Raw genomic sequence first — 23,080 nt, forward strand, 5'->3', positions numbered from 1 at the left:
GCCTTTCATCCATGACCGCGTAGAAGCCCTTCTACATAGATTTCACACGCGTCGAATTCGAAATACCTGACCGTGGTGACAACTGATCCAGTTTGTCGGAACGGTAGTAGACCCACGGAAAAGTCATTGAATTAAATGGTATTAATACTTTCGCGAATCCAGCGTAAGAATGGGATTACAGCCAACAGCCACTGACTGTCGCGACAAAAATACAAGTTTCAGAATGTAAAAAAGCGCTCTAATGGCGCCCTGTCGATTTGCTTTAAAGATCCTGGAGTTCGTAATGCCCCATGAAGGCAACCTGTTACAAGCAGCCGTGGTGTTCCTGCTCGCCGCCGTGCTGACCGTGCCCTTGGCCAAGCGCCTCCAACTGGGCGCAGTGCTGGGCTATCTGTTCGCGGGTGTGATTATCGGCCCGTCGGTATTGGGCCTGATTGGTAACCCGCAAAGCGTGGCGCAGTTCTCTGAGCTGGGCGTGGTGTTGCTGCTGTTTATCATCGGCCTGGAGCTGTCGCCCAAACGGTTATGGGTGATGCGCAAGGCGGTGTTTGGCGTCGGCCTGGCCCAAGTGTTGCTCACAGGCTTGGTAATGGGCGTGGTAGCGCTGTGGCTGTTTGGCCAGTCGTGGAACAGCGCCATTGTGCTGGGCCTGGGCCTGGCGCTCTCCTCCACTGCTTTCGGCTTGCAAAGCCTGGCCGAGCGCAAAGAACTCAACCAGCCCCATGGGCGCCTGGCCTTTGCGATTCTGCTGTTCCAGGACATCGCGGCGATCCCGTTGATCGCCATGGTGCCGTTGTTGGCCGGCAGTGATCACCCGACCAGCGAAGCTCAAGGCCTGCAACACGTATTGCAGATTCTCGGCAGTATCGCCGTGGTGATCATCGGTGGCCGCTACCTGTTGCGCCCCGTGTTTCGTATCGTCGCCAAGACCGGCCTGCGGGAAGTGTCCACCGCCACCGCGCTGTTGGTGGTGATCGGCACCGCCTGGCTGATGGAGTTGGTGGGGGTGTCCATGGCCCTCGGTGCGTTCCTCGCCGGGTTGCTGCTGGCTGATTCGGAATACCGCCACGAGCTGGAATCCCAGATCGAGCCGTTCAAGGGCCTGCTGCTGGGGCTGTTTTTTATCAGCGTGGGCATGGGCGCCAACCTCAGTTTGCTGCTCAGCACGCCGCTGGTGGTGATCGGGCTAACCTTGCTGTTGATCGGCTTGAAACTGCCACTGCTGTACGCAGTAGGTCGGCTGGTAGGCGACCTCAATCGCGAAAGCGCCTTGCGCCTGGGCGTGGTGTTGGCGGCGGGCGGTGAGTTTGCGTTTGTGGTGTTCAAGATCGGCCGCGACCAAGGCTTGTTCGAACCGCACCTTTACGATGTGCTGGTGCTGACCATTACCCTTTCCATGGCGGTGACGCCACTGCTGTTGTTGGTGTGCCCAAAGCTGTTCAAGCCCAAGGTCAAACCCGTGGAAGTGCCCGAGGAATACCGTGCCATCGAAAGCGATGCGCCACGCGTAGTGATCGCCGGCATGGGCCGTATGGGCCAGATCGTGGCGCGGATCCTGCGCGCGCAAAACATCTCGTTTATCGCCCTCGACACCTCGGTGGAAACCATCGAGCTGACCCGCAGTTTCGGCGGCATGCCGGTGTTCTACGGCGACCCCCAACGCCCGGAAATCCTGCATGCGGCCAAAGTTGATCAGGCGGAATTCTTCGTGATCGCCATGGACGACCCGGAGATCAACATCAAGACCGCCGAACTGGTGCGCAACCTCTATCCGCACATGAAGATCATCGCCCGCGCGCGTAACCGCCAGCATGTGCACCGCCTGGTGGACCTGGACGCGTCACCGGTGCGCGAGACCTTCTACTCCAGCCTGGAAATGAGCCGCCGTACCCTGGTCGGTCTCGGCTTGACCCAGGCCCAGGCCGACGCGCGTATCAGCCGCTTCAAAAACCACGACCTGCAACTGCTCGCCGCCCAACATGCGGTGTACGACGACGCCGGCAAAGTGATGCAAACCGCCCAGGAAGCACGGACGGAACTGGCGAGGTTGTTTGAGATGGACCGGCTCGAGGAGGAGTCCGACAAGGTGTAAGGCTGCGGGCGAACGATCTTGCGATTTTTCTGACAGAATACGGCGCAATTTCGTTCATCCCTGGAGCGCTTCATGGCCACATTCACCAAGACCGCAGCCCTGCTGGCCTTTGCGCTCACCGCCGGCAGCGTGTTCGCAGCAACCCAGCCAACCACACAGACCATCTCGACCCTGGGCGGCAAGTTCACCTTCAGCTTGCCCAAGGCCTATACCGCCGACGCCCTGCCATCCGGCAAAGTCGAGGACGGCACCGCCGATACTCAAGGCACCCTGTACGCCAACTCGACCACAAAAAGTGTGGTGATCGTCGCTGAAACCGTGCGCAACGATGGGGCGACTATCAAGGACAATGACCCGCAATTCCTCGATGGCGCCGTGGCTGACTTCGTCAAGGACCAGAGCGCCGCACTGCCCGATTTCAAGAAGCAAGGTGAGAAGAAACTGACCTTCAAGGGCCTCGGCCTGCGCCAAGTCGACAGCACCGCCACCCAGGGCGGCGGCAAAACCTTGAACTCCACGTTCCTGGGCGGTTCCGGTAATCACTTGCTGGTAATCCAGGCGATTTCACGGGGAGATGATGTGAAGGGGCATGCAGAGTTGGTGAAACAGATTGCCGGCGGCAAGTAACCCGATTCGGGATCGGTGGCTAGTCTGCGCGCCTTTACTATCGAGTGCCTGAAACCCATAAAGACCACTGCTTAATCGCGGGCAAAAAAATGTGGGAGCAGGCTTGCCTGCGATTGCGGTGTATCAGTGCCAAACAGGTTGACTGATACTCCCTCATCGCGGGCAAGCCAGCTCCCACATTGGGTCCTACAGCGTATCTAAGGCCCTACTTCGACACAGGCATCGCAAACTCCGCCCCCTGCTCGATGCTTTCCGACCAGCGCTGCATGATCGACTTCTGCTTGGTGTAGAAGCGCACACCTTCAGTGCCATAGGCATGCATGTCGCCAAACAAACTCTTCTTCCAGCCACCAAAACCATGCCAGGCCATCGGCACCGGAATCGGTACGTTGATGCCAACCATGCCCACTTCGATGCGCCGCGCGAACTCACGGGCGATGTTGCCGTCGCGGGTAAAGCAACTGACACCGTTGCCGAACTCGTGATCGTTGACCAGCTTCACCGCCTCGGCGAAATCATTCACCCGCACACAGGCCAGCACCGGGCCGAAGATCTCTTCGCGGTAGATGCTCATCTCTTTGGTCACGTGGTCGAACAAGGTAGCGCCCAACCAGAAGCCATTTTCCAGGCCTGCCTCGGTTGGCACGTAGTCACGCCCATCGAGTAGCAGCTGCGCGCCGGCTTGCACGCCTTGCTCGATGTAGCCGCTGATGCGCTCAAGCGCCGCTCGCGACACGATAGGGCCCATTTCGGCCTTCAAATCGCGACCATCGGTGATGCGTAATTCACGGGCGCGCTGACTCAAGGCCGCGATAACTTTGTCACCCACGTCGCCCACCAGCACCGCCACCGAAATCGCCATGCAGCGCTCGCCGGCACTGCCGTAGGCCGCGCCCATCAACGCGTCGACAGTGCGATCGATGTCCGCGTCGGGCATCACCACCATGTGGTTTTTCGCACCACCCAGGCCTTGTACGCGCTTGCCGTTACGAGCACCGGTTTCGTAGATGTATTGGGCAATTGGCGTGGAACCGACGAAGCTTACGGCTTTGACGTCCGGGTGTTCGATCAACGCGTCCACCGACTCTTTGTCGCCCTGTACCACGTTGAACACGCCTTTGGGCAAGCCGGCTTCACGCAGCAACTCGGCCATGAACAGCGAGGCGCTCGGGTCGGTCGGGCTTGGCTTAAGGATAAAGGTGTTGCCCGCTGCGATGGCGATCGGGTACATCCACATCGGTACCATCACCGGAAAGTTGAACGGTGTGACGCCCGCAACCACGCCCAAGGGTTGGCGCATGGTCCAGTTGTCCATCCCACGTGAGACCTGGTCGGAATGTTCGCCTTTGAGCAAGTTGGGGATGCCGCAGGCAAATTCGAGAATGTCGATACCACGATCAACTTCGCCCTGGGCATCGGTGAAGACCTTGCCGTGTTCGGCGACGATGATGCGCGCCAGGTCGTCCTTGCGTTCACGCAACAGGTGCAGGTATTCGAACAGCACGCGAGCACGGCGAATCGGCGGAGTATCGGCCCACCCGGCGAAGGCGGCTTGCGCGGCGGCAACGGCTTCGAACACGGTCTGGCGGCTAGCCAGCGCAACGCGCCCGGTGATTTCGCCGGTGGCCGGGTTGTAAACGTCCTGATAGCGATCATCGCGCGACACGCGTTGGTCGTTGATGTAGTGCTCGATTGTTGTTGTCATGGCAGTAGATCCCAGGTGGGTAGCGTTGGAACACACGATAGGCTTTCGGTTTGTTCCAAACCAGAGCAGAATCAAGAACTGATTGTCCTCATATGCGAACAATAAACCCATGGAAAAGGCTGAGATCGAGGGGCTTTGGACCCACATTCATTGGCTGTCGGTGCTGGAGGAACAAGGTACCTACACCGCAGCGGCTGCGCGCCTGGGTGTGAGCAAGTCCGCCGTCAGCCAGCGAATTTCCGACTTGGAGAAAGCTACCGGCACGCGACTGGTCACCCGCACCACACGCAGCGTTCGGCTGACCGACGCAGGGCTGTCATTGACCCGGGAAGTGCGCAGCGCCTACGCACACATCGCCCGTAGTTTCTCGTCGGTGCGCGACTCTGCCGGGGAAATTCGCGGCCTGGTGCGTCTGACCGCGCCGGTGGCGTTTGCCCGACAACAGTTGGTGCCGCACCTGTCGGAATTCCTGCAGCAATACCCGCAGGTGCGCATCCAGCTGGATGTGTCGGATGCCTTGAGTTCGCTGGCGGCCGAGGGTTACGACCTGGCAGTGAGGCACGGCTTCCAAGTGCCGGAAACCCATGTAGCGTGGAAACTGTGCGACACCACCTCGGTGCTGGTCGCCACTCAGGACTACCTGCAACGCCATGGTGAGCCGCGCGAACCCGCAGACCTCACCACCCATAATTGCCTCTTCTACCCGCGCGGCACCGACCAGCCCGCGTGGACCTTTGAGCGTGGCACCAAGAAGGTAGAGCGCCTGACAGTGCCTATCGCCGGCAGCTTCGCCACCAACAACAGCGAAGCCCTGCGCGATTCCGCGCTCAACCACCTGGGCATCGCCCTGCTCCCGGATTTCAGCGCTCATGCCGCGCTGGCCAACGGCAAGCTGGTACAAGTACTCAAAGACTGGACGCTCAAAGGGGCGTTTGCCGATGAAATTTACTTGATTCGGCCGTACTCGCCGCATGTGCCGAAGTCGGTGAGTGCGTTGGTGGGTTTCCTAAAGCAAAAGCTATCAGGCGGGTTTCGCTTCACTGAGACGGGTGCCGCTCTGAAAGCAGGCGGTACGCCCTCTTTATGAAGAACATACCGCACCCTCTAGAAGCAAAACGGTAGCGGGCCCGGCGCGAAAAGAAGGATTGTACTTGGCAGCCTCCACCATATGCGCTGCCACGTGGTGGGCATCCAACGCGTTTTTTGATACCCATTTTTCGATCAAGACAAAACTGTCAGGGTTGCCGGCAACCGGATGTAAATCATATTGCAGACACCCGTGTTCGGCCCGGACCTGAGGGGCCAGCGTCTCAAACGCTGCTATCTGCTCCGAACCTTTGCCTGGCTGGGTATTGATAATGACGACAAGCCGCACTTCATCTGACATGAAAACACCGTTGCGTAGGCTGGATAAGGGACGAACACAGTACGTGACCAGGCAGCCTGGATGGAATGCCGGTAACCGCAAAAGTGGCCCCAGAAGGAAAAATACTTATTGGTGAGGTGCATCCACTTTGCTCCCTGGCTCGTAGATTCAATACCCTCACTCGGAGGGCATAAGAGCCAAGGAGATACATCATGCACGCCCTTTACAAAAAAATTGCCGCTGCCGCATGCTTCGTGATTCTCTGCGCCACTGCCACACTAAGCTTCGCCGCCGATACTGTGATGGTGGGTGGCGCTGCGATGTACCCCAGCAAGACCATCGTAGAAAACGCAGTCAACTCCAAGGACCACACGACACTGGTTGCAGCAGTTAAAGCAGCCGGCCTGGTGGATACCCTCAACAGCAAAGGTCCATTCACCGTCTTTGCGCCTACAAACGAGGCGTTTGCCAAGCTGCCGGCCGGTACTGTCGATACCCTTGTAAAGCCTGAGCACAAAGCCGATCTGACGAAAATTCTGACTTACCATGTTGTGGCCGGCACTCACACCTCTGCGCAACTGATGGCCGACGCCAAGAAAAACGGCGGTACTGTTGTGTTGAAAACCGTCCAAGGCGAATCACTGACCATCAAGCTGCATGACGGAAAACTGTGGGTAGTCGACGCCAAAGGCGGCAAAGCAAGTATCAGCATTGCGGATGTCATGCAGTCCAACGGCGTAATCCATGTTATTGACACGGTGTTGATGCCTTAATCGTCTTTTAAAGCCCGGCAGACGTCTGATCTGTCGGGCTCTAAACCTGACTGTGTTGCGAAAACCGCCTGAAATAAATGGTTAAAAACATGCACAGCGCCTTGTACACCCTAGACAGGAACGAACGATTCATCAAGTTAATCCTGGCGATCCTTATCATAGTTAATTGATTGCAGATCATCTCGACAGACTGCAACTAAGCGCAATCCGAGGCGGCGCCAAAATTACAAACACCATTACCGCCTAGAATTAATTTGAAGTATTCCGACACCTTACGATTTAAATTTCTCCAAAAACAATCACTCGCCAGACAACCGCACCCTCATAAAACCTGAACAAACACATTTAAAATGTACAACATTTATTTTTATTTAAGCCGAAAAATAAATCCCGTTTACCTTATTCTCAGAGCTATCAAATTAGCCATTCCAATTTTTCATATCAAAAAACAGCCAGCACGCGCTTGACTTCCAAAAGACAACCCAATAGAAATATATCGAATCGCTTGTCTTTCGTTAGCTCACGACAAAATAAGCGACACAAGGATGTTTTAATCAAAAAGGGAGTTTTGACGTGGAAACCAATTTCATTGAACTCATAAAATCTCACAAGATCAGTACCTCAACGTTTGCCGACATTATGGACGCCCAATGCATTGGAAGTGTTATTTGTCGAAGCATAAAATCAATGAACATTGAAGATCATTACTGTGTGGGAGAGGCCTACACTGTAGAGTGGGAGCGTGTCAGAAAGACCAGTAACATCTCCGCACCTCAACCCTCTACTTGGAGCCAGGTGAAAAACTTCCTGGTGCCAGAAATAAAAAATGCTGAGGGCCTGGTTTATGTTGCCGGCGGTGGTCGAATGATTAAAGAAGAGGCGCTCGCGGGTGGGTTAAGTTGTAGTTATTTCGCCAAGCTTGGGTTCGAAGGCGTCGTGCTGGGTGGTGCCGTACGCGACGTATCGGAAGTCAAGGCCCTGACGATGCCAGTGCTCGCCACTAATTTTACCCCTGTGGACACTCAAGGCAGCTACCGGGTCAAATCCGTTGGTGAAAGCTGCATGATCGACGACTGTTCAGTAAAAACAAGAGATATTGTCATTTCCGATGCTAATGGGACAGTCATCCTGCCTTCCGAAAATTTGAAAGATATTTTTCACTTAGCATTAGAGATCGAACAGGTAGAAAGAGAGATTCTAGACGTCATCAAGGACAGGCATGACACACGAAGCTTGATCAAGCTTGTAGAAGAACGCAATCGGATTTAAATCATTCGTCATCCACACAAGGAAGAGTTGGGTATGAATATATATACGCTAGGCCCTAGCGGGACAAATTGTGAAAAAGCCGCCACGCAGTATATGGAGAAGCAGCACTGGGGCGGTCAAATAGAGCTTCGTAAAACCTTGGAAGATGCCCTGGATGATCTGCTGAGCTCATCAAAACCTGGCGTCTTGATGGGGTGCATCGTATACCCACAACTGCACGAGATAGTGTTTCGCCATCTCGACCGCTTACAGCTAGTCGACCACCATTTGATGAATACTCACGACATGGTTTTCGCCAATAACCAAAGTCAAACCATTAACCGCATCGGATCCCATCCCGCCCCCACCAGTTTGCTGTCCCAGGTTGACGATTTCGGCATTTCTGCTGAACTCGTTCTATGCACATCAAATAGTGAGGCAGCCCTTCAGTGTGCTCAAGGAAGTATCGACGCTTGCATTACTACAATAGTGGCAGCACGCGCCAACAATCTGCATATCGCCAAGAACTTCGGCCCGGTACCCATGGGGTTCAGCATTCACCTGAAAATCTGATCGGCAATGCACTCACGCAACACCGTTTTTTATCGAACCATCCGTCTCTGGAACTTAATGGAGTAAGTGACCATCATGGGCAAGATAACTATTCAAGAGTTGACAGAACACAACATCAACTCTGAAGGCACCGCGCGCGCGCGTTTCATTCACACCGAACACTGTACTATCGCATTCTGGTTCCTGGAAAAAGGCGCGATAATTCCGCGCCACCAACATGAACAAGAAGCCTGTCCGATCATTATCAAAGGTAAATTGAAGCTACTGGTCGACAATGTCCCCTATGTATTGACCGATGGTCAGTGTGCCATCGTTCAATCCAACGTCGCCCATGAGGCCATCGCCCTCGAGACATGCGAGATACTTGAAGTCTATTCTCCAGTCCGAGAGGACTACAAGAAACTTGATTTCCGTAAAGTTGCTTGGGATGTAGTGCAATAGACAAGCAATGCGAAGATGTCGCTCACCTGTCAATACTGAGCGACATCAGCGCTTGAATGGCGGTCCCTACAATGATCTTCACCTCAAGCGGACTGACCATTGAGTATTGCTAATTTTCATGCGTAACCACTCCATTGGTTTATTGATTTCCAGCATTTCCAGATGCAAAAAGCCCACCGCAAGGCGGTTTTTTTGAATATCAGCAGGCCTACTTGCCAGGGCTCCAAACGACAGCCTGTGCCACCACGACGTACTCGCCGTTGAATGTTGCAGCCGGCGAACCATAAAGCTGATAGCCCAGCGCAAGGGCTTCGGATACTCGGTGACAGAAGGAGGCATCATCTTTGCCTGTCAGAATCCGATAGATTGGTAATCCTTCAGGAGGAGAATTCTGCATTGGAGCACCTACTAGAACAGTTAAAGAAAACTACTTGGCCATCTGGCAGCGCCTTCCGGCGCAAGAGACTTCAGCACCGAGAGGCAGATGCAAAAAGCACGGCGCGGGGCATTGGCGACGCAAGCCTGCTGCCAGGGCACAGCAAACAGGAAATCACCAAGCGTGTTTACAGGAGGATTGGCGCCACTGCGAAGCCGTCAAAATAGAAAAGTTATGGGACACTTCCACAACAATTATGGAACGCCTGCCAAAAACCGCCTTTTCCTGCCCAAACCCCAAAAACACAAAAGCCCCGCTATTGCGGGGCTTTCGTTTGAATCTTGGCGGGAAACCAGGGATTCGAACCCTGGAGACGCTATTAACGTCCGCCGGTTTTCAAGACCGGTGCATTCAACCACTCTGCCAATTTCCCTTTTGCATCACAGGATTATAGTAGCCCATCCTGTCTCAGCGGGCGCCATAATACCCGAATGAAACACACTGTCAAACTCTCGCCATCGCTTGTTACAGAGCGTCTGTTATGATCTTTGCGACTGAACGTTTCAAAACTGAAGGAGTGTCGCCATGCGCGAACAGAATTACGCAGTGAATGGTAACGCGCAGGCTGAGCAGCTTGAAGTCAGCCGCGTGTTGCGCAATACGTACGGCTTGCTCGCCCTTACCCTCGCATTCAGCGGCGTGATGGCGTATGTGGCGCAGCAGATGCGCGTTGGCTACCCGAATATCTTTGTCGTGTTGATTGGCTTCTACGGTCTGTTCTTCCTGACCAACAAGCTGCGTGACTCGGCCTGGGGCCTGGTGTCGGCGTTTGCCTTGACCGGTTTCATGGGTTTTATCCTCGGCCCGATCCTTAACCGTTACCTCGGTATGGCTGGCGGTGCGGAAGTGGTCAGCTCGGCATTTGCCATGACTGCCTTGGTGTTTGGTGGTCTGTCGGCCTATGTGCTGATCAGCCGCAAGGACATGAGCTTCCTGGGTGGTTTCATTACCGCAGGCTTCTTCGTGTTGCTGGCGGCAGTGGTAGCGGGCATGTTCTTCCAGATCAGCGGCCTGCAGTTGGCGATCAGCGCAGGTTTTGTGCTGTTCTCCTCCGTGTGCATCCTGTTCCAGACCAGCGCCATCATCCATGGCGGTGAGCGTAACTACATCATGGCGACCATTAGCCTGTATGTATCGATCTACAACCTGTTTATCAGCCTGTTGCAGATCTTCGGCATCATGAGCCGTGATGACTGAGTGTTAGCGCCATAAAAAATGCCCCGTATCGAAAGATACGGGGCATTTTTGTTTTCACGCTGTTGTTGCAAGGCTCAGTACTGGTTGGGCTCCATTTCCAGATCGACCTTGAAGCGTGCAGCGATATCCTGCTGGATACGTAGCGCCAGGTTCGCAATGTCGTGCCCTGTGGCAGCGCCATAGTTGACCAGCACCAGCGCCTGCATTTTGTGCACGCCCGCATCGCCGTCACGAAAGCCCTTCCAGCCAGCCTTATCGATCAGCCAACCGGCGGCGAGCTTCATCTGCCCGTCAGACTGCGGGTAAGCCACCAAGTCCGGATACAGCGCTTGTAGCTCGGCTGCCAACACCTGGGACACCAGCGGGTTCTTGAAGAAGCTCCCAGCATTACCAAGCTCTGCGGGGTCCGGCAGTTTTTCACGGCGGATGCTACAGATAGCACGGCTGACATCGCTGGGCGTCGCCTCGGTGATTCCCTGCCCGGCCAGGCGCTGTTGCACCGGCCCGTAGTCGAGTTTCAGGTGGCTGGCCCGGCTTAAGACAAAGCGCACCCGCAGAATCAACCAGCGCCCTACTTCGTGTTTGAACAGACTGTCACGGTAGGCGAACTTGCACTCTTCCAGGCTGAAATCCCGAAGCTCACCGGTCTGGCGATCCAAGGCGGTCAGGCCCGCAAACACATCCTTGACTTCCACACCGTAGGCACCGATGTTCTGCATCGGCGCAGCGCCAACAGTACCGGGGATCAGGCTAAGATTTTCCAGGCCACAGAAACCATTTTCCAGGGTCCACAGGACAAACGGATGCCAAGCCTCGCCCGCTTCAGCCTCGACCACCACGTTCAGGCCGTCATCTTGCAATACCCGAATGCCCTGGGTCGCCATACGCAACACCAAAGCCGGAATATCCTGGGTCAGCAGTAAATTGCTGCCACCGCCGATCACCAGCAGCGGCAGCGCTTGCGCGACAGCGTAGGCCAGGGCTTCACGGACATCGGCGTCGCTGTGCGCTTCAGCAAACAACTGGGCGCGCACGTCAATACCAAAGCTGTTGAACGGCTTGAGCGATACCTGCGCAAGCACTTGCAAGGTCATAACCGCCCCTTCAATTCGATCACTAATAAATCACAGGCTCGCTCGATCAGATCAAGGACCCGCTCAAAGCCCTGCTCGCCTTCGTAGTAAGGGTCTGGCACTTCGTCCACTTCCGAGTCATAGCGGCGCAGGAACAAGTCCAGGTCCGCCTTGCTCTGACCCGGCTGCATGGCCTTGAGGTTACGCAGGTTGCTGTGGTCCATGGCCAGGATAAGGTCATAGCGCGCAAAGTCGGCGCGAGAAACCTGCTGGGCACGTTGTGCCGACAAGTCATAACCACGCACCAACGCTGCACGCTGGCTACGCTGATCCGGCGGGTTCCCGACATGCCATTCGCCAGTACCTGCAGATGCCACCTCGACCAGGCCTGCCAGCCCCTCTTCGCGCAATTTATGGCGCAGTACGCCCTCGGCGGTTGGAGAGCGGCAGATATTGCCCAGACAGACGAACAGAACCTCCATCAGGCCCCCAGCAGGCGACGGACGCGTTCAAGGTCTTCCGGGGTGTCAACGCCGGCTGGCGGTGCTTCCAGGGCATCGCCCACATGAATGCGCACGCCGTGCCACAAGGCACGCAGTTGTTCCAACGATTCGGTGTTTTCCAACCAGCACGGGCCCCAACTGACGAAGTCATGCAGGAAACCGGCGCGATAGGCGTAGATGCCGATGTGACGGCGGTATGGCACGCCCTCCGGCAGTACGTCGGGGCTCTTGGCGAAGGCGTCTCGTGCCCAAGGTAGGGTCGAGCGGCTGAACGTCAGCGCCAGGCCATTGATGTCACTGACCACTTTCACCACATTCGGGTTGAGCAAGGTGTCGATGTCTTCAATGGGCTCGGCCAGCGTCGCCATGCGCGCTTCGCCATGGGCAGCCAGGTTAGCGGCGACCTGGTCGATCACGCTCGGCGGGATCAACGGCTCGTCGCCTTGCACATTGACCACGATCGCATCAGGCGCCAAACCCAACTGCGTGGCGACTTCAGCCAGGCGGTCGGTGCCGGAGTTATGGTCTTCGCGGGTCAGTACCGCCTCGGCGCCAAAACCTTTGCAGGCTTCAATAATGCGCGGATCGTCGGTAGCTACCACCACCCGGTCAGCGCTGCTTTTACAGGCCTGTTCCCACACCAACTGGATCATCGGCTTGCTGCCGATCAACTGCAGGGGCTTGCCCGGCAGGCGGGTGGATGCGTAGCGGGAGGGAATGACAACGGTAAAGGCGGTGGTCATTTATCCAGACGCTCATCGGTGGTCAGGGTACGGGCTTCGCTTTCCAACATCACCGGGATGCCATCACGGATCGGGTAGGCCAGACCGGCGCCTTTGCTGATCAACTCGGTTTTGTCGGCGCTGAGCTTGAGCGGGCCTTTGCAGATCGGGCAAGCGAGGATGTCGAGCAGTTTGGTGTCCATGAGTGTTTCCTGGAAAGAAGCGATTTAAGGCAAAAGTCGGGCAGGCAACAGACGCATCAGTTGCGTGTCGAACCAGGCGACAAACGCCGGCGACGGCACCGCATCCACCGCAAGGTACCACCAGTCGGGACTGGCAAAGGCGCGGCACTTCACCGCGTCCTTTTCGGTCATGACCAGCGGTAATGACGGCATAAAATTCAAGACCTCAGCGCTGTAGGGCGCGTGGTCGGCAAAAGCATGGGGTATCGGCTGCCAGTGTAGCGTTTCAAGGGTATTGAAGAAACGTTGCGGGTTACCAATACCGGCGACCGCATGCACCTGCTGGCCAGCCGGAAAATGATCGACCGGCTGGCGCTCGCCGGTTTTCAAGTTGATCAACGCCGTGGGTAGCAGGCGAAAGCCAAAACCATCTTCGCGATCAGCCCCGGCTCCGTTGTAGAGCAACGCATCGACGCTCAGCAGACGCTCCACCGGCTCGCGTAGAGGCCCGGCAGGCAGGCAACGGCGGTTGCCCAGGCCGCGAGCGGCGTCGATCAGCACCAGTTCAAGGTCACGGGCCAGGCGGTAATGTTGCAACCCGTCGTCGGAAAGGATCAGGTCGAGGGTCTCGCTGGCCAGCAGCGCTTTGACCGCGCGACTGCGGTCAGGATCAATCATCAGCGGTACGCCACAACGCTGCACGATCAGCAACGGCTCATCGCCGGCCACCTCAGCGCTATCGCTGGCCTCGACCCGCCACGGCAATTGCGGCGGCTTGGCACCGTACCCGCGACTGACCACGCCTACACGCAAGCCACTGCGACGACAGTGCTCGATCAGCCACAGGATCAATGGCGTCTTGCCCGTGCCGCCTACGGTGATGTTGCCGACCACCACCACCGGCACCGGTGATTGATAGATCTCGCCCTCGCCCGCCAGGAAGCGCGCGCGCTTGCGCTGCACCACTCGGCGATACAAAGACTCCAGAGGCTGCAAGAGTTTGAGGGCGGGATGCCCCTCATACCAGGCCTTGAGCAAACGATCGGACATGGTCATCAGGGTTGGGTCGCCGCCTCGACGGTGGTCATGCGCAAATGGCTAAAGCCAAGCTTGCCGGCCGCGTCCATCGCGGTGATCACAGCTTGATGCTGGGTCTTGCCGTCGGCACTGATGGATAGCGGCATTTTGGTATCGCCGCCGGACTCTTTCTGCAGAGCGGCCATCAGGCTGCTGAGATCGTTTTTCTCCAGCAGTTGGTTATTGACCGAAAACACCCCATCGGCGCTGATGGCGATATCCAGTTGCTTGACCTCCTGATCCTCGGACGGCGAACCGCTCACCGCCTCCGGCAAGTCGACACGCAGTTGGGTTTGCCGAGTGAAGGTGGTGGTGACGACAAAAAACAGCAGCAGGATAAACACCACGTCGATCAGCGACGCGAGGTTGATATCAACATTTTCCCGTTGCTTGCGGCGAAATTTCACGCTCGGCCCTCGACGAAGTCCACATCACGATCGCCCTGCACCACTTCCACCAATTTGATGGCTTCCTGCTCCATACCGACCACCAACTCATCGATGCGGCGTTGCAGGAAACGGTGGAAAAATACCGAGGGAATACCAACCATCAAGCCAGCAGCCGTGGTGATCAACGCCTTGGAGATACCGCCCGCCAGCACGGCGGCGTTAGTGGTCATGCCCGAGCCCATGAACGAGCTGAAGATGTCGATCATGCCCAGCACTGTCCCCAGCAAACCGAGCAACGGCGCCATGGCCGCGATGGTACCGAGCGCATTGATATAGCGCTCCATTTCATGGATGACCCGGGCGGCCGCCTCTTCAATGCACTCTTTCATGATCTCGCGGCCATGCTTGGAGTTGGCCAGGCCCGCCGCAAGGATTTCACCCAGGGGTGAATTGGCGCGCAGTTCCTTGAGTTTTTCCTTGTCCAACTGTTTGTTCTTGATCCAGCCCCAGACTTGCCCCAACAGATGCTCGGGCGTGATACGACTGGCGCGCAGGGTCCACAGGCGTTCGGCAACGATGCCGAGTGCGGCGATGGAGCTCAAGATGATCGGCAACATCATCCAGCCGCCGGATTTGACCAATTCCCACACAGTGAATATCCCCTCGAAAAAGTGCGCCACTTTACCATATAGGTTCGGTAGCGGGGCTCGTCTGCCACAGACCCGCCCCTCGCGGGCCCTGGTCTTTGGTAACGCTGAATTACGGTAACGCTTCGCGCCAGAAACGGCGTTGACTGCGAGCAACAACCGGTGATTGGAAAGCGCCCAATTGCAGACGTATGGCCCCCTGTTCGGCGCTGTCATACACCTGACTGCCCACTGCCTGATAGCGCGCCATGACCTGCGGATGAGGATGGCCGAATGCGTTGCCACGGCCACGGGAAATCAGCACCGACTTGGGTGCCAGTCGCTGCAGAAAGGGCCCGGAAGAAGAGCTGCGACTGCCATGGTGTGGCGCTTGCAGCCAATCGGTCTGGACCGCCAATGGCGAAGCGAGGAAAGCCTGTTCGGCCGCACGATCGATATCGCCGGTTAGCAGCAGGCGCTCGCCATTGGCCTGCACCTGCAACACACAGGATTTCGGATTGCTGCTAGTGGCGCCAGGCCACTGCCACAGACTGAATAACACGCCATCCCACTCCCATTGCTCACCACTGATGCAAGGTTGAGTGTCGAGAAATGCCGGCAAACCTTCGGTTTCTCCGCCGATGACTCGACTGATCGCAAGCGCGTGGGCAATAGCCGCCGCACCGCCTGCATGGTCCGCGTGGGCGTGGCTGAGCACCATCATGTCCAACGCCCCTACCCCAAGCTTCCTCAACGACGGCAGTACCACGCGCGCGCCGAGATCAAACTCCCCCGAGCGCGGCCCAGCGTCGTAGAGCAATGTGTGATGGCGTGTTCGCAGAATCAACGCTTGCCCCTGGCCGACGTCCAATTGCACCACCTCCACCTGTCCATGAGGCACCAGCGCCCTGGGTGGAAAGATCGCCAACAACAGCATCGGCCAGCCCAGCAACCGAAACGGGACACCTTTGGGCAGCAGCAATAAGACCGCGCCCACCAGGCTCACCCACCAATAAACCATGGGCACCTCGGTCGGTATCCAGGCTGACTGCTGGCCTGCCAGCAGCGCCAGCCCCTTGAACAGCCCGTCCAGCGCCCCACCGGCCAACCACAACAAGCCCTCGCCCACCCACGGCACAGCCAAGAACACAGCCCCCAACAGTGCCAAAGGCAACACCACCAGACTGATCCACGGCACGGCAAACAGATTGGCGACTGGCGCACTGAGACTGATCGGCAAGCCGAGCACCAGCAGGACAGGAAACAAGCCAATGGCAATCAACCACTGAGGTCGGGTCCATGCCTGCCAGATGCTCCACGGCCCCAAACGCCCGCTGAACGCCAGGACCAGCACCGCAACAGCCGCGAACGACAACCAGAACCCCGGCTGCAAACTGGCCAACGGCTCCAGCACCAGCACGCCATTGAGCGCCAGCAACAACGGCCACCAGACGCCCAGGTGTCGAAAGCGCAGACGCCATAACAGGACCAGGCCGACCATCACGCAAGCGCGCTGCACCGGCACACCGAACCCGGCCAGCAGGCCGTAGCCCAACGCCACAGCAAATGCGAGCCCACACGCCCAAGGCAGCCACGGTAAGGTTCGGGGCCAACAACCGTAACGCGCCAACCCAGCCACCAATCCGTAAATCAGGCCCGCCAGCAAGCCAATGTGCTGGCCGGAAATGACCAGCAGGTGCACGGTGCCAGTGTCTTGCAATACCCGCCAATCCTCAGCGGTCAGCCCCGAGCCGTCTCCCAGCACCAGAGCGGCCAATCCAGCCTCACGGCCTTGGGCATCCACTGCCATCAGCCGTTGCCGAACAGTATCGCGCCAGGCATTACGGGGCGGTGCCAGGCGCTCGCCATCTTTGACCGAGCCAGTAGCCCCTATGCGCTGGGCCAGCAGCCAGGCCTCATGGTCAAAGCCGTGAAAATTGAGCAACCCCGTCGGCCGCTTCAGCTTGACCGCGAGGCGCCAACGTTCACCGCTGAGCACCGGCGGGCCAGCATGCCAGGACACCCGGATGCGCTTAGGTAATTGAGCATGACGCGACCGGCTGTCGGCCAGTTCGAAACGCACACCGGTAGCCGTCTGCTGCGGCAAGCCAATCACCCGTCCCTCCAGCCAGCGCGTCTGCCCATCCAACGCAGGCTTGAGGCGATCATCCAGCGCCCACTGTGCGCTGATGCACGCCCAGCTCAAGCCCAGCAGGAAGAACGCCAGCGGGTAAGTGCGAAACGGCAACAGCATCAATGCCAGTACCGGCATGGTCAGCAGCCAACCGATAGGCGGTAGTGCGGGTAAAAATCGCAGCGAAAGTAATCCAAGTCCGAGTGCGAACATCCCAGTTCTCATGAATCATCCTTTTCAAGTGATCCACTCAGTCTTAGTCGGGCACCCAGCGCGGCCTATGATGTTTTGTCACAAAGTCTGAATTTTCTGTTTATAGAATGCGGGCATACTTGCCCCTCGAACTGACCTGGACCCCTTATGCCCCGGCGCTTATTCAAACGGTACATGCCCGATCCCACGAGTATCAGGGAACACAAGTCTTTACGATTTCTCGGCACGTTGCTGCACGACCCCAACCTCTGGCACCTGAACCGGCACTCCGTCGCGCGGGCCATGGCGGTAGGTTTGTTCGCAGCGTTTATCCCGATTCCATTACAGATGTTATTGGCGGCAATCCTGTCGATCACCGTGCGCGCCAATATGCCCATCGCCGTCAGCCTGGTGTGGCTGACCAACCCGATCACGATGCCGGTGGTTTTCATCTGCACCTATATGACCGGCGCCTGGTTGATGAATGTGCCGCCGCGCAGCCTGCCCGACAACTTGACCTGGGAGTGGATCAGCGGCCAATTGAGCACGCTGTGGCAGCCATTCCTGCTGGGTTCTGTGGTGTTGGGGTTGGTATTGGGCGCGCTGGCCTACTGCCTGACCATGGGGTATTGGCGCTGGTGGGTCGCGCACCAGTGGAAGAAACGCAAACTGCGTCGCGCTTGAAGATTAGCGGGCCAGCAGTCGCAGGTGAACCCGCAAGCCCTGCTCGGTATTTTCCGCCCACAAACGACCGCCCTGGCGCTGCACAGCATTGCGGGCGATGCTTAAACCGAGGCCGAAACCACCATCGCCGGGCCGTGAGCCCTCCAAACGGGTAAATGGCGCAAAGATACGCTCCAGATCCTGCTCAGCAATGCCCCCGCCCTGGTCTTCCAACCAAATATGCCAATGATCACCTTCACGCCCCCCGTCCAACGTCACCGTCCCGTGAACGGGAGAGTGCCTTATGGCATTGCGCAGGATATTTTCCAGGGCCTGGGCCAGTGCATTCAGGTTGCCCCGCACCCAGCAGTCAGCCGCCAACAGGCAGGGCAAGCGCGACGCCGGCCAATCACTTTCAAAACAGGCATTTTCCCTCAGCATGTCCCATAAGGCCTGGAGCTGAATATCCTCATTGGGCAAGGGCGCCCTCTCGCTATCCAGCCAGGCCAGTTGCAGGCTGTCTTCAACCAGGCGCTGCATGGCGTCGACTTCACGACCTAGCCGCTCACGCAACTGTGCCAAATCCTGCTCACTGTCACAGGCCACCCGCAAGCGACTCAAGGGTGTGCGCAGTTCATGGGACATGTCCCGCAGCAACTGTTGCTGCAACACCACCGTGCCCTGCAATCGCTCGGACATATGGTCAAAGGCCCGGCCCAACTCACCCAACTCATCCTGGCGACTGGTAGCTTCGCGGGACATTCGAGTATTCAACTGATCGGCACGCCAGGCATTGGCCTGCTCACGCAGTTGATTAAGGGGCATGATCAGCAGCCGATAGAGGCCAACACACAGCAACAAGGTAAACAAACCAGGAATGACGCCATTGGTCACCACTCGCCAGAAGAGTTGGTAACGTCCCGGCATAAAACGTTGCGGCAACTCAATCACCAACGAACCTGCGTCAGGGTCGACAGGAAACGGAATCTTCAGCCACGGCAGGCCTTTGACATGCCGACTGACCGGCCACTCCAGGCCACGCAGGAAAGTCAGGCGCTGGCTTTCCTTGTCGCTCAAAGGTGCGCTGCTGAGGGATTGCAGGTCATTGCCGATCACACCGATCCAGGTGGTTTCGCGCTTGGCCATCAGTTGCAACCATGCATCCACGCCCGCGTTGCCTTGTGTTTTCCACGCGAGTTCGGCGCCCGCCGCATACCCGCGCAGAATCTCACGGGACTCTTCGGCCACATAGGCGTTCTGTTCTTCCATGTACCGGCCCCAGTACCAACTGAGCCAGATCATCAGTAAACAGAAGGCAATCAACAGGCAGGCCAGCTTCCAGAACAACGAGTGCTTGCCAGGCAACCGCTCAAAGCCCTTCATCGTGACCACTCAGTACATAGCCCTTGCCCCACACCGTGCGTACTTCACGCTCGCTGTAGCCAACGGCCTTGAGCTTGCGGCGAATCTGGCTGATATGCATATCGAGGCTACGGTCATGAGGGGCATAACCGCGTTGCAACACATGCTGATAAAGGAACGCTTTGCTGAGGACTTCGTCCGCATTGCGGTGCAAGGTTTCCAGCAGTCGGTATTCACTGCGGGTCAGCCCGGCCCAGTGCTCCTGGTAGAAGACATCACACAATTCATCGTCAAAGCGCAGAGGGCGGGCATCGTCGCGGGCCGGTAAAAGGGTTGCCAATGGGCGACGATCCAGGGCCACCCGACGCAGGATGGCTTCGATGCGTACCCGCAGCTCGATCATGCTGAACGGTTTGGGCAGGTAGTCATCCGCACCAAGGCGAAAACCGCTGATGCGATCAGCTTCGGCACCCAGGGCCGACATCAGAATTACCGGAATCGAATGGCTCTGGCGCAGATGCGTCAGGATCGACAACCCATCCAGCCCTGGCAGCAGGATATCCATCAACACCACATCGAACGCCTGTTCGCGAGCCATCTGCAAGCCCTGTTGACCGTTCTGGCACCAGGTGACCTGGAAGCCACAGCGGCCCAGATGCTCGTGGACATAAGCACCCAGCACGGGGTCATCTTCGATGGTCAGGATACTGGGTAGGCCAACTACTGCGGGATTCATTAGCGTCTGCAAGTCATTCTCAATGACTGATTATTCAAGATTAAGCCGCCACAGGCAATCGCCACCCGGAACCCAACGGGCCGAAGATTGCTGTATGTCATTAATTTGCGAGATTCCAGACCGCGCAAATGGCTACACTGCGCAGGTGGCGCGGGCCGGATGCCCGCGCGGATAATTGACAACAATGTGGTAGCAGGAGAGTGGCGTGCTTAGAAGAATGGGGATAAAAGGCCGCGTACTGTTGCTGACCTTATTACCGACCAGCCTGATGGCCCTGTTGTTGGGGGGCTACTTCACCTGGATGCAGCTTTCGGAACTGCAGACCCAGTTGCTGCAGCGCGGCGAAATGATTGCCGAGCAATTGGCGCCGTTGGTGGCACCTGCCCTCAGCACCAAAAACACTGACCTGCTGGAACGCATCGCCACCCAATCCCTGGAGCAGACAGACGTACGCGCCGTGTCGTTCCTTGCGCCAGACCGCACGCCCCTGGCCCACGCTGGGCCCACCATGCTCAACCAGCCGCCCGTCGGTAACAGTTCTCACCTGTTGCAGCGCACCGGCAACGACGCCACGCGCTACCTGCTGCCGGTATTTGGCCGCCATCGCAACCTTGCGGGCGACTTCATCCCCGATGAAGCTGACCGCCTGCTGGGCTGGGTCGAAGTGGAACTGTCCCACAACGGCATGCTGCTGCGCGGCTATCGCAGCCTATTCGCCAGCCTGCTGCTGATTGCCATCGGCCTGATCTGCACCGCCGCCCTGGCACTGCGTATCAGCCGTACGATTAATTCGCCGATTGGCCAGATCAAGCAAGCCGTGGCGCAGTTGAAGGACGGCAACCTGGAGACTCGCTTGCCACCGCTGGGCAGCCAGGAGTTGGACCAGTTGGCCTCGGGCATCAACCGCATGGCCGAAACCCTGCAAAATGCCCAGGAAGAGCTGCAACACAGCATCGACCAGGCCACTGAAGACGTGCGTCAGAACCTGGAAACCATCGAAATCCAGAACATCGAACTGGACCTGGCGCGTAAAGAGGCCTTGGAGGCCAGCCGTATCAAGTCGGAGTTCCTGGCCAATATGAGTCATGAAATCCGCACCCCGCTCAACGGTATTCTCGGCTTTACCCATCTGCTGCAAAAAAGCGAGTTGTCGCCACGTCAATTGGACTACCTGGGCACCATCGAAAAATCCGCCGATAACCTGCTGGGCATCATCAACGAGATCCTCGACTTCTCGAAAATCGAAGCCGGCAAGCTGGTACTCGACAGCGTGCCCTTCAACCTGCGGGATCTGTTGCAAGACACCCTGACCATCCTCGCCCCCGCGGCCCATGCCAAGCAGCTCGAACTGGTCAGCCTGGTGTACCGCGATACCCCGCTGGCGCTGGTGGGCGACCCGCTGCGCCTCAAGCAGATCCTCACCAACCTGATCAGCAATGCGATCAAGTTCACCCGCGAAGGCACCATCGTAGCCCGGGCGATGGTCGAGGACGAACAGGAAGACAGCGTACAACTGCGCATCAGCGTGCAGGACACCGGCATCGGCCTGTCCAACCAGGATGTGCGTGCACTCTTCCAAGCCTTCAGCCAGGCCGACAATTCACTGTCACGCCAGCCTGGCGGTACAGGCTTGGGACTGGTGATTTCCAAGCGGTTGATCGAGCAGATGGGCGGTGAAATCGGCGTCGACAGCACGCCGGGCGAGGGCTCGGAATTCTGGATCAGCCTGAACCTGCCCAAGACCCGCGACGATGTCGACGACCTGCCCTCCCCGCCACTGCTCGGCCGGCGCGTGGCTGTGCTGGAAAACCACGAACTGGCACGCCAGGCCTTACAACACCAGTTGGAAGACTGCGGCCTGGCGGTCACGCCGTTCAACACCCTGGAAAGCCTGACCAATGGCATCACCAGCGCGCATCAGACCGAACAGGCAATTGACCTGGCAGTACTCGGCATCACCGCCAATGATATTCCGCCCGAACGCCTCAACCAGTACCTGTGGGACCTTGAACACTTGGATTGCAAGGTGCTGGTGCTGTGCCCGACCACCGAACAGACGCTGTTCAACCAATCGGTCCCCAACCCCAACAGCCAATTGCAGGCTAAGCCTGCCTGTACGCGAAAACTGCGCCGCGCCCTGGCCGATCTGATCAGCCCGCGCCCCTCGCGCAGTGAACCGGGGGAGCCGCTGTCCAGCCGTGCACCGCGTGTACTGTGTGTAGACGACAACCCGGCGAACCTGTTGCTGGTACAAACCCTGCTCGAAGACATGGGCGCCAGGGTGCAGGCAGTGGAAAGCGGTTATGCGGCCATCGACGCCGTGAAGCAGGAAACCTTCGACCTGGTGCTGATGGACGTACAAATGCCTGGCATGGACGGGTGCCAAAGTACCGAGGCGATTCGCCAATGGGAAAGCGAGCGCCACGGCACGCCATTGCCCGTGGTCGCCCTCACCGCCCACGCCATGGCCAACGAAAAACGTGCCCTGTTACAAAGCGGCATGGATGATTACCTGACCAAACCCATCAGCGAGCGGCAACTGGCCCAGGTGGTATTGAAATGGACCGGCCTGGCCCTGCGTAATCAAGGGCCGGAACGCACGAACGACGGCTTGGGCCCGGGTGTGCAACTGCTGGTACTGGACCACGAGGAAGGCCTGCGCCTGGCCGCCAACAAAACCGATCTGGCCGCCGATATGCTCGCCATGCTGCTGGCCTCCCTGGAAGCCGACCGCCAGGCCATTACCGTCGCCCGCGAAGCCAACGACCACAACGCCCTGATCGAGCGCGTTCATCGCCTGCACGGCGCCACCCGCTACTGCGGCGTGCCGCAATTACGCGCCGCCTGCCAACGCGCTGAAACCCTGCTCAAGCAAGACGACGCCAAAGCCATGGCCGCGCTGGACGAGTTGGACATGGCGATTGCACGACTGGCCAGTGAAGCGCGGGTCAGCGCCTGAACTC

Annotated in this window: 23 protein-coding genes and 1 tRNA gene; 10 read left to right on the plus strand and 14 right to left on the minus strand. The window is 57.9% G+C overall.

What is annotated here, in order from left to right; genetic code table 11:
* The first annotated feature begins 283 nt into the window (after positions 1-283).
* Both BFL40_RS28190 and BFL40_RS28195 read left to right on the plus strand, forming a co-directional pair.
* Positions 284-2,092: a monovalent cation:proton antiporter-2 (CPA2) family protein gene (locus BFL40_RS28190; RefSeq protein WP_071487010.1), complete on the plus strand. Its 1,809-nt coding sequence runs from the start codon at positions 284-286 to the stop codon at positions 2,090-2,092.
* A gap of 72 nt (positions 2,093-2,164) precedes the next feature.
* Positions 2,165-2,719 (plus strand): DcrB/PsbP domain-containing protein, encoded by a 555-nt coding sequence (locus tag BFL40_RS28195; RefSeq protein ID WP_071487011.1) that lies wholly within the window; start codon positions 2,165-2,167, stop codon positions 2,717-2,719.
* Between the two features lie 205 nt (positions 2,720-2,924).
* Here the strand turns inward: BFL40_RS28195 and BFL40_RS28200 are convergent, their stop codons facing one another.
* On the minus strand, positions 2,925-4,424 hold the full coding sequence (locus BFL40_RS28200) for a CoA-acylating methylmalonate-semialdehyde dehydrogenase (RefSeq protein ID WP_071487012.1): 1,500 nt from the start codon (positions 4,422-4,424) through the stop codon (positions 2,925-2,927).
* 109 nt (positions 4,425-4,533) lie between these two features.
* Here BFL40_RS28200 and BFL40_RS28205 point away from each other — a divergent pair, with 109 nt between their 5' ends.
* On the plus strand, positions 4,534-5,511 hold the full coding sequence (locus BFL40_RS28205) for a LysR family transcriptional regulator (protein WP_071487013.1): 978 nt from the start codon (positions 4,534-4,536) through the stop codon (positions 5,509-5,511).
* Here the strand turns inward: BFL40_RS28205 and BFL40_RS28210 are convergent.
* A complete protein-coding gene (locus tag BFL40_RS28210) occupies positions 5,506-5,811 on the minus strand; it encodes a putative quinol monooxygenase (RefSeq protein WP_071487014.1) in 306 nt (101 codons plus the stop codon). The genes BFL40_RS28205 and BFL40_RS28210 overlap by 6 nt on opposite strands.
* 191 nt (positions 5,812-6,002) lie before the next feature.
* On the opposite strand from BFL40_RS28210, the gene BFL40_RS28215 reads away from it, so the two are divergent.
* The 4 genes from BFL40_RS28215 (at position 6,003) to BFL40_RS28230 (ending at position 8,825) form a co-directional block, all read left to right on the plus strand.
* Entirely contained in the window at positions 6,003-6,563 is a 561-nt protein-coding gene (locus BFL40_RS28215; protein ID WP_071487015.1) for a fasciclin domain-containing protein, read from the plus strand.
* A gap of 573 nt (positions 6,564-7,136) precedes the next feature.
* Positions 7,137-7,832, plus strand: coding sequence for an RraA family protein (locus tag BFL40_RS28220; RefSeq protein WP_071487016.1), 696 nt, complete (start codon positions 7,137-7,139; stop codon positions 7,830-7,832).
* Between the two features lie 33 nt (positions 7,833-7,865).
* Entirely contained in the window at positions 7,866-8,384 is a 519-nt protein-coding gene (locus BFL40_RS28225) for a type 2 periplasmic-binding domain-containing protein (RefSeq protein WP_071487017.1), read from the plus strand.
* Between the two features lie 75 nt (positions 8,385-8,459).
* Positions 8,460-8,825, plus strand: a complete 366-nt coding sequence (locus BFL40_RS28230; RefSeq protein WP_071487018.1) for a cupin domain-containing protein — start codon at positions 8,460-8,462, stop codon at positions 8,823-8,825.
* Positions 8,826-9,033: 208 nt separating this feature from the next.
* Here BFL40_RS28230 and BFL40_RS33400 read toward each other — a convergent pair whose 3' ends face one another.
* Entirely contained in the window at positions 9,034-9,222 is a 189-nt protein-coding gene (locus BFL40_RS33400) for a DUF1737 domain-containing protein (RefSeq protein WP_074851546.1), read from the minus strand.
* A gap of 321 nt (positions 9,223-9,543) precedes the next feature.
* Positions 9,544-9,634: transfer RNA gene (locus BFL40_RS28240), tRNA-Ser, on the minus strand.
* 152 nt (positions 9,635-9,786) lie between these two features.
* On the opposite strand from BFL40_RS28240, the gene BFL40_RS28245 reads away from it, so the two are divergent.
* Positions 9,787-10,458, plus strand: coding sequence for a Bax inhibitor-1/YccA family protein (locus BFL40_RS28245; RefSeq protein ID WP_053256786.1), 672 nt, complete (start codon positions 9,787-9,789; stop codon positions 10,456-10,458).
* Positions 10,459-10,532: 74 nt separating this feature from the next.
* On the opposite strand, the gene murB is transcribed toward BFL40_RS28245, so the two are convergent.
* The 8 genes from murB to BFL40_RS28285 form a co-directional block, all read right to left on the minus strand.
* Positions 10,533-11,552 carry a UDP-N-acetylmuramate dehydrogenase gene (murB, locus tag BFL40_RS28250; protein WP_071487020.1) on the minus strand — a complete coding sequence of 340 codons (1,020 nt, stop codon included), beginning with the start codon at positions 11,550-11,552 and terminating at the stop codon, positions 10,533-10,535.
* Positions 11,549-12,013, minus strand: a complete 465-nt coding sequence (locus BFL40_RS28255) for a low molecular weight protein-tyrosine-phosphatase (protein ID WP_071487021.1) — start codon at positions 12,011-12,013, stop codon at positions 11,549-11,551. The genes murB and BFL40_RS28255 overlap by 4 nt, the downstream gene beginning before the upstream one ends.
* The gene (gene kdsB, locus BFL40_RS28260) at positions 12,013-12,777 is read right to left on the minus strand and encodes a 3-deoxy-manno-octulosonate cytidylyltransferase (protein WP_071487022.1); all 765 of its coding nucleotides are present in this window, start codon (positions 12,775-12,777) and stop codon (positions 12,013-12,015) included. The genes BFL40_RS28255 and kdsB overlap by 1 nt, the downstream gene beginning before the upstream one ends.
* Positions 12,774-12,959: a Trm112 family protein gene (locus BFL40_RS28265; protein WP_003174668.1), complete on the minus strand. Its 186-nt coding sequence runs from the start codon at positions 12,957-12,959 to the stop codon at positions 12,774-12,776. Before BFL40_RS28265 ends, kdsB begins: the two co-directional genes overlap by 4 nt.
* A gap of 24 nt (positions 12,960-12,983) precedes the next feature.
* The gene (gene lpxK, locus BFL40_RS28270) at positions 12,984-13,994 is read right to left on the minus strand and encodes a tetraacyldisaccharide 4'-kinase (RefSeq protein ID WP_071487023.1); all 1,011 of its coding nucleotides are present in this window, start codon (positions 13,992-13,994) and stop codon (positions 12,984-12,986) included.
* Positions 13,994-14,422, minus strand: coding sequence for a flagellar polar localization protein PocB (pocB, locus tag BFL40_RS28275; protein WP_071487024.1), 429 nt, complete (start codon positions 14,420-14,422; stop codon positions 13,994-13,996). Before pocB ends, lpxK begins: the two co-directional genes overlap by 1 nt.
* On the minus strand, positions 14,419-15,054 hold the full coding sequence (gene pocA, locus BFL40_RS28280) for a flagellar polar localization protein PocA (RefSeq protein ID WP_016969293.1): 636 nt from the start codon (positions 15,052-15,054) through the stop codon (positions 14,419-14,421). Before pocA ends, pocB begins: the two co-directional genes overlap by 4 nt.
* 109 nt (positions 15,055-15,163) lie before the next feature.
* Entirely contained in the window at positions 15,164-17,389 is a 2,226-nt protein-coding gene (locus BFL40_RS28285; protein ID WP_071487025.1) for a DNA internalization-related competence protein ComEC/Rec2, read from the minus strand.
* 135 nt (positions 17,390-17,524) lie between these two features.
* Between BFL40_RS28285 and BFL40_RS28290 the strand changes: the two genes are divergently transcribed.
* Positions 17,525-18,040, plus strand: a complete 516-nt coding sequence (locus BFL40_RS28290; RefSeq protein WP_071487026.1) for a DUF2062 domain-containing protein — start codon at positions 17,525-17,527, stop codon at positions 18,038-18,040.
* A gap of 3 nt (positions 18,041-18,043) precedes the next feature.
* Here BFL40_RS28290 and BFL40_RS28295 read toward each other — a convergent pair whose 3' ends face one another.
* Both BFL40_RS28295 and BFL40_RS28300 read right to left on the minus strand, forming a co-directional pair.
* Positions 18,044-19,402 (minus strand): sensor histidine kinase, encoded by a 1,359-nt coding sequence (locus BFL40_RS28295; RefSeq protein WP_071487027.1) that lies wholly within the window; start codon positions 19,400-19,402, stop codon positions 18,044-18,046.
* Positions 19,389-20,117, minus strand: a complete 729-nt coding sequence (locus tag BFL40_RS28300) for a response regulator transcription factor (protein WP_071487028.1) — start codon at positions 20,115-20,117, stop codon at positions 19,389-19,391. Before BFL40_RS28300 ends, BFL40_RS28295 begins: the two co-directional genes overlap by 14 nt.
* A 205-nt stretch (positions 20,118-20,322) precedes the next feature.
* Between BFL40_RS28300 and BFL40_RS28305 the strand changes: the two genes are divergently transcribed.
* On the plus strand, positions 20,323-23,076 hold the full coding sequence (locus tag BFL40_RS28305) for a response regulator (RefSeq protein ID WP_071487029.1): 2,754 nt from the start codon (positions 20,323-20,325) through the stop codon (positions 23,074-23,076).
* Positions 23,077-23,080 lie beyond the last annotated feature (4 nt).

Source organism: Pseudomonas costantinii (genome assembly GCF_001870435.1).
GTDB lineage: Bacteria > Pseudomonadota > Gammaproteobacteria > Pseudomonadales > Pseudomonadaceae > Aquipseudomonas > Aquipseudomonas costantinii.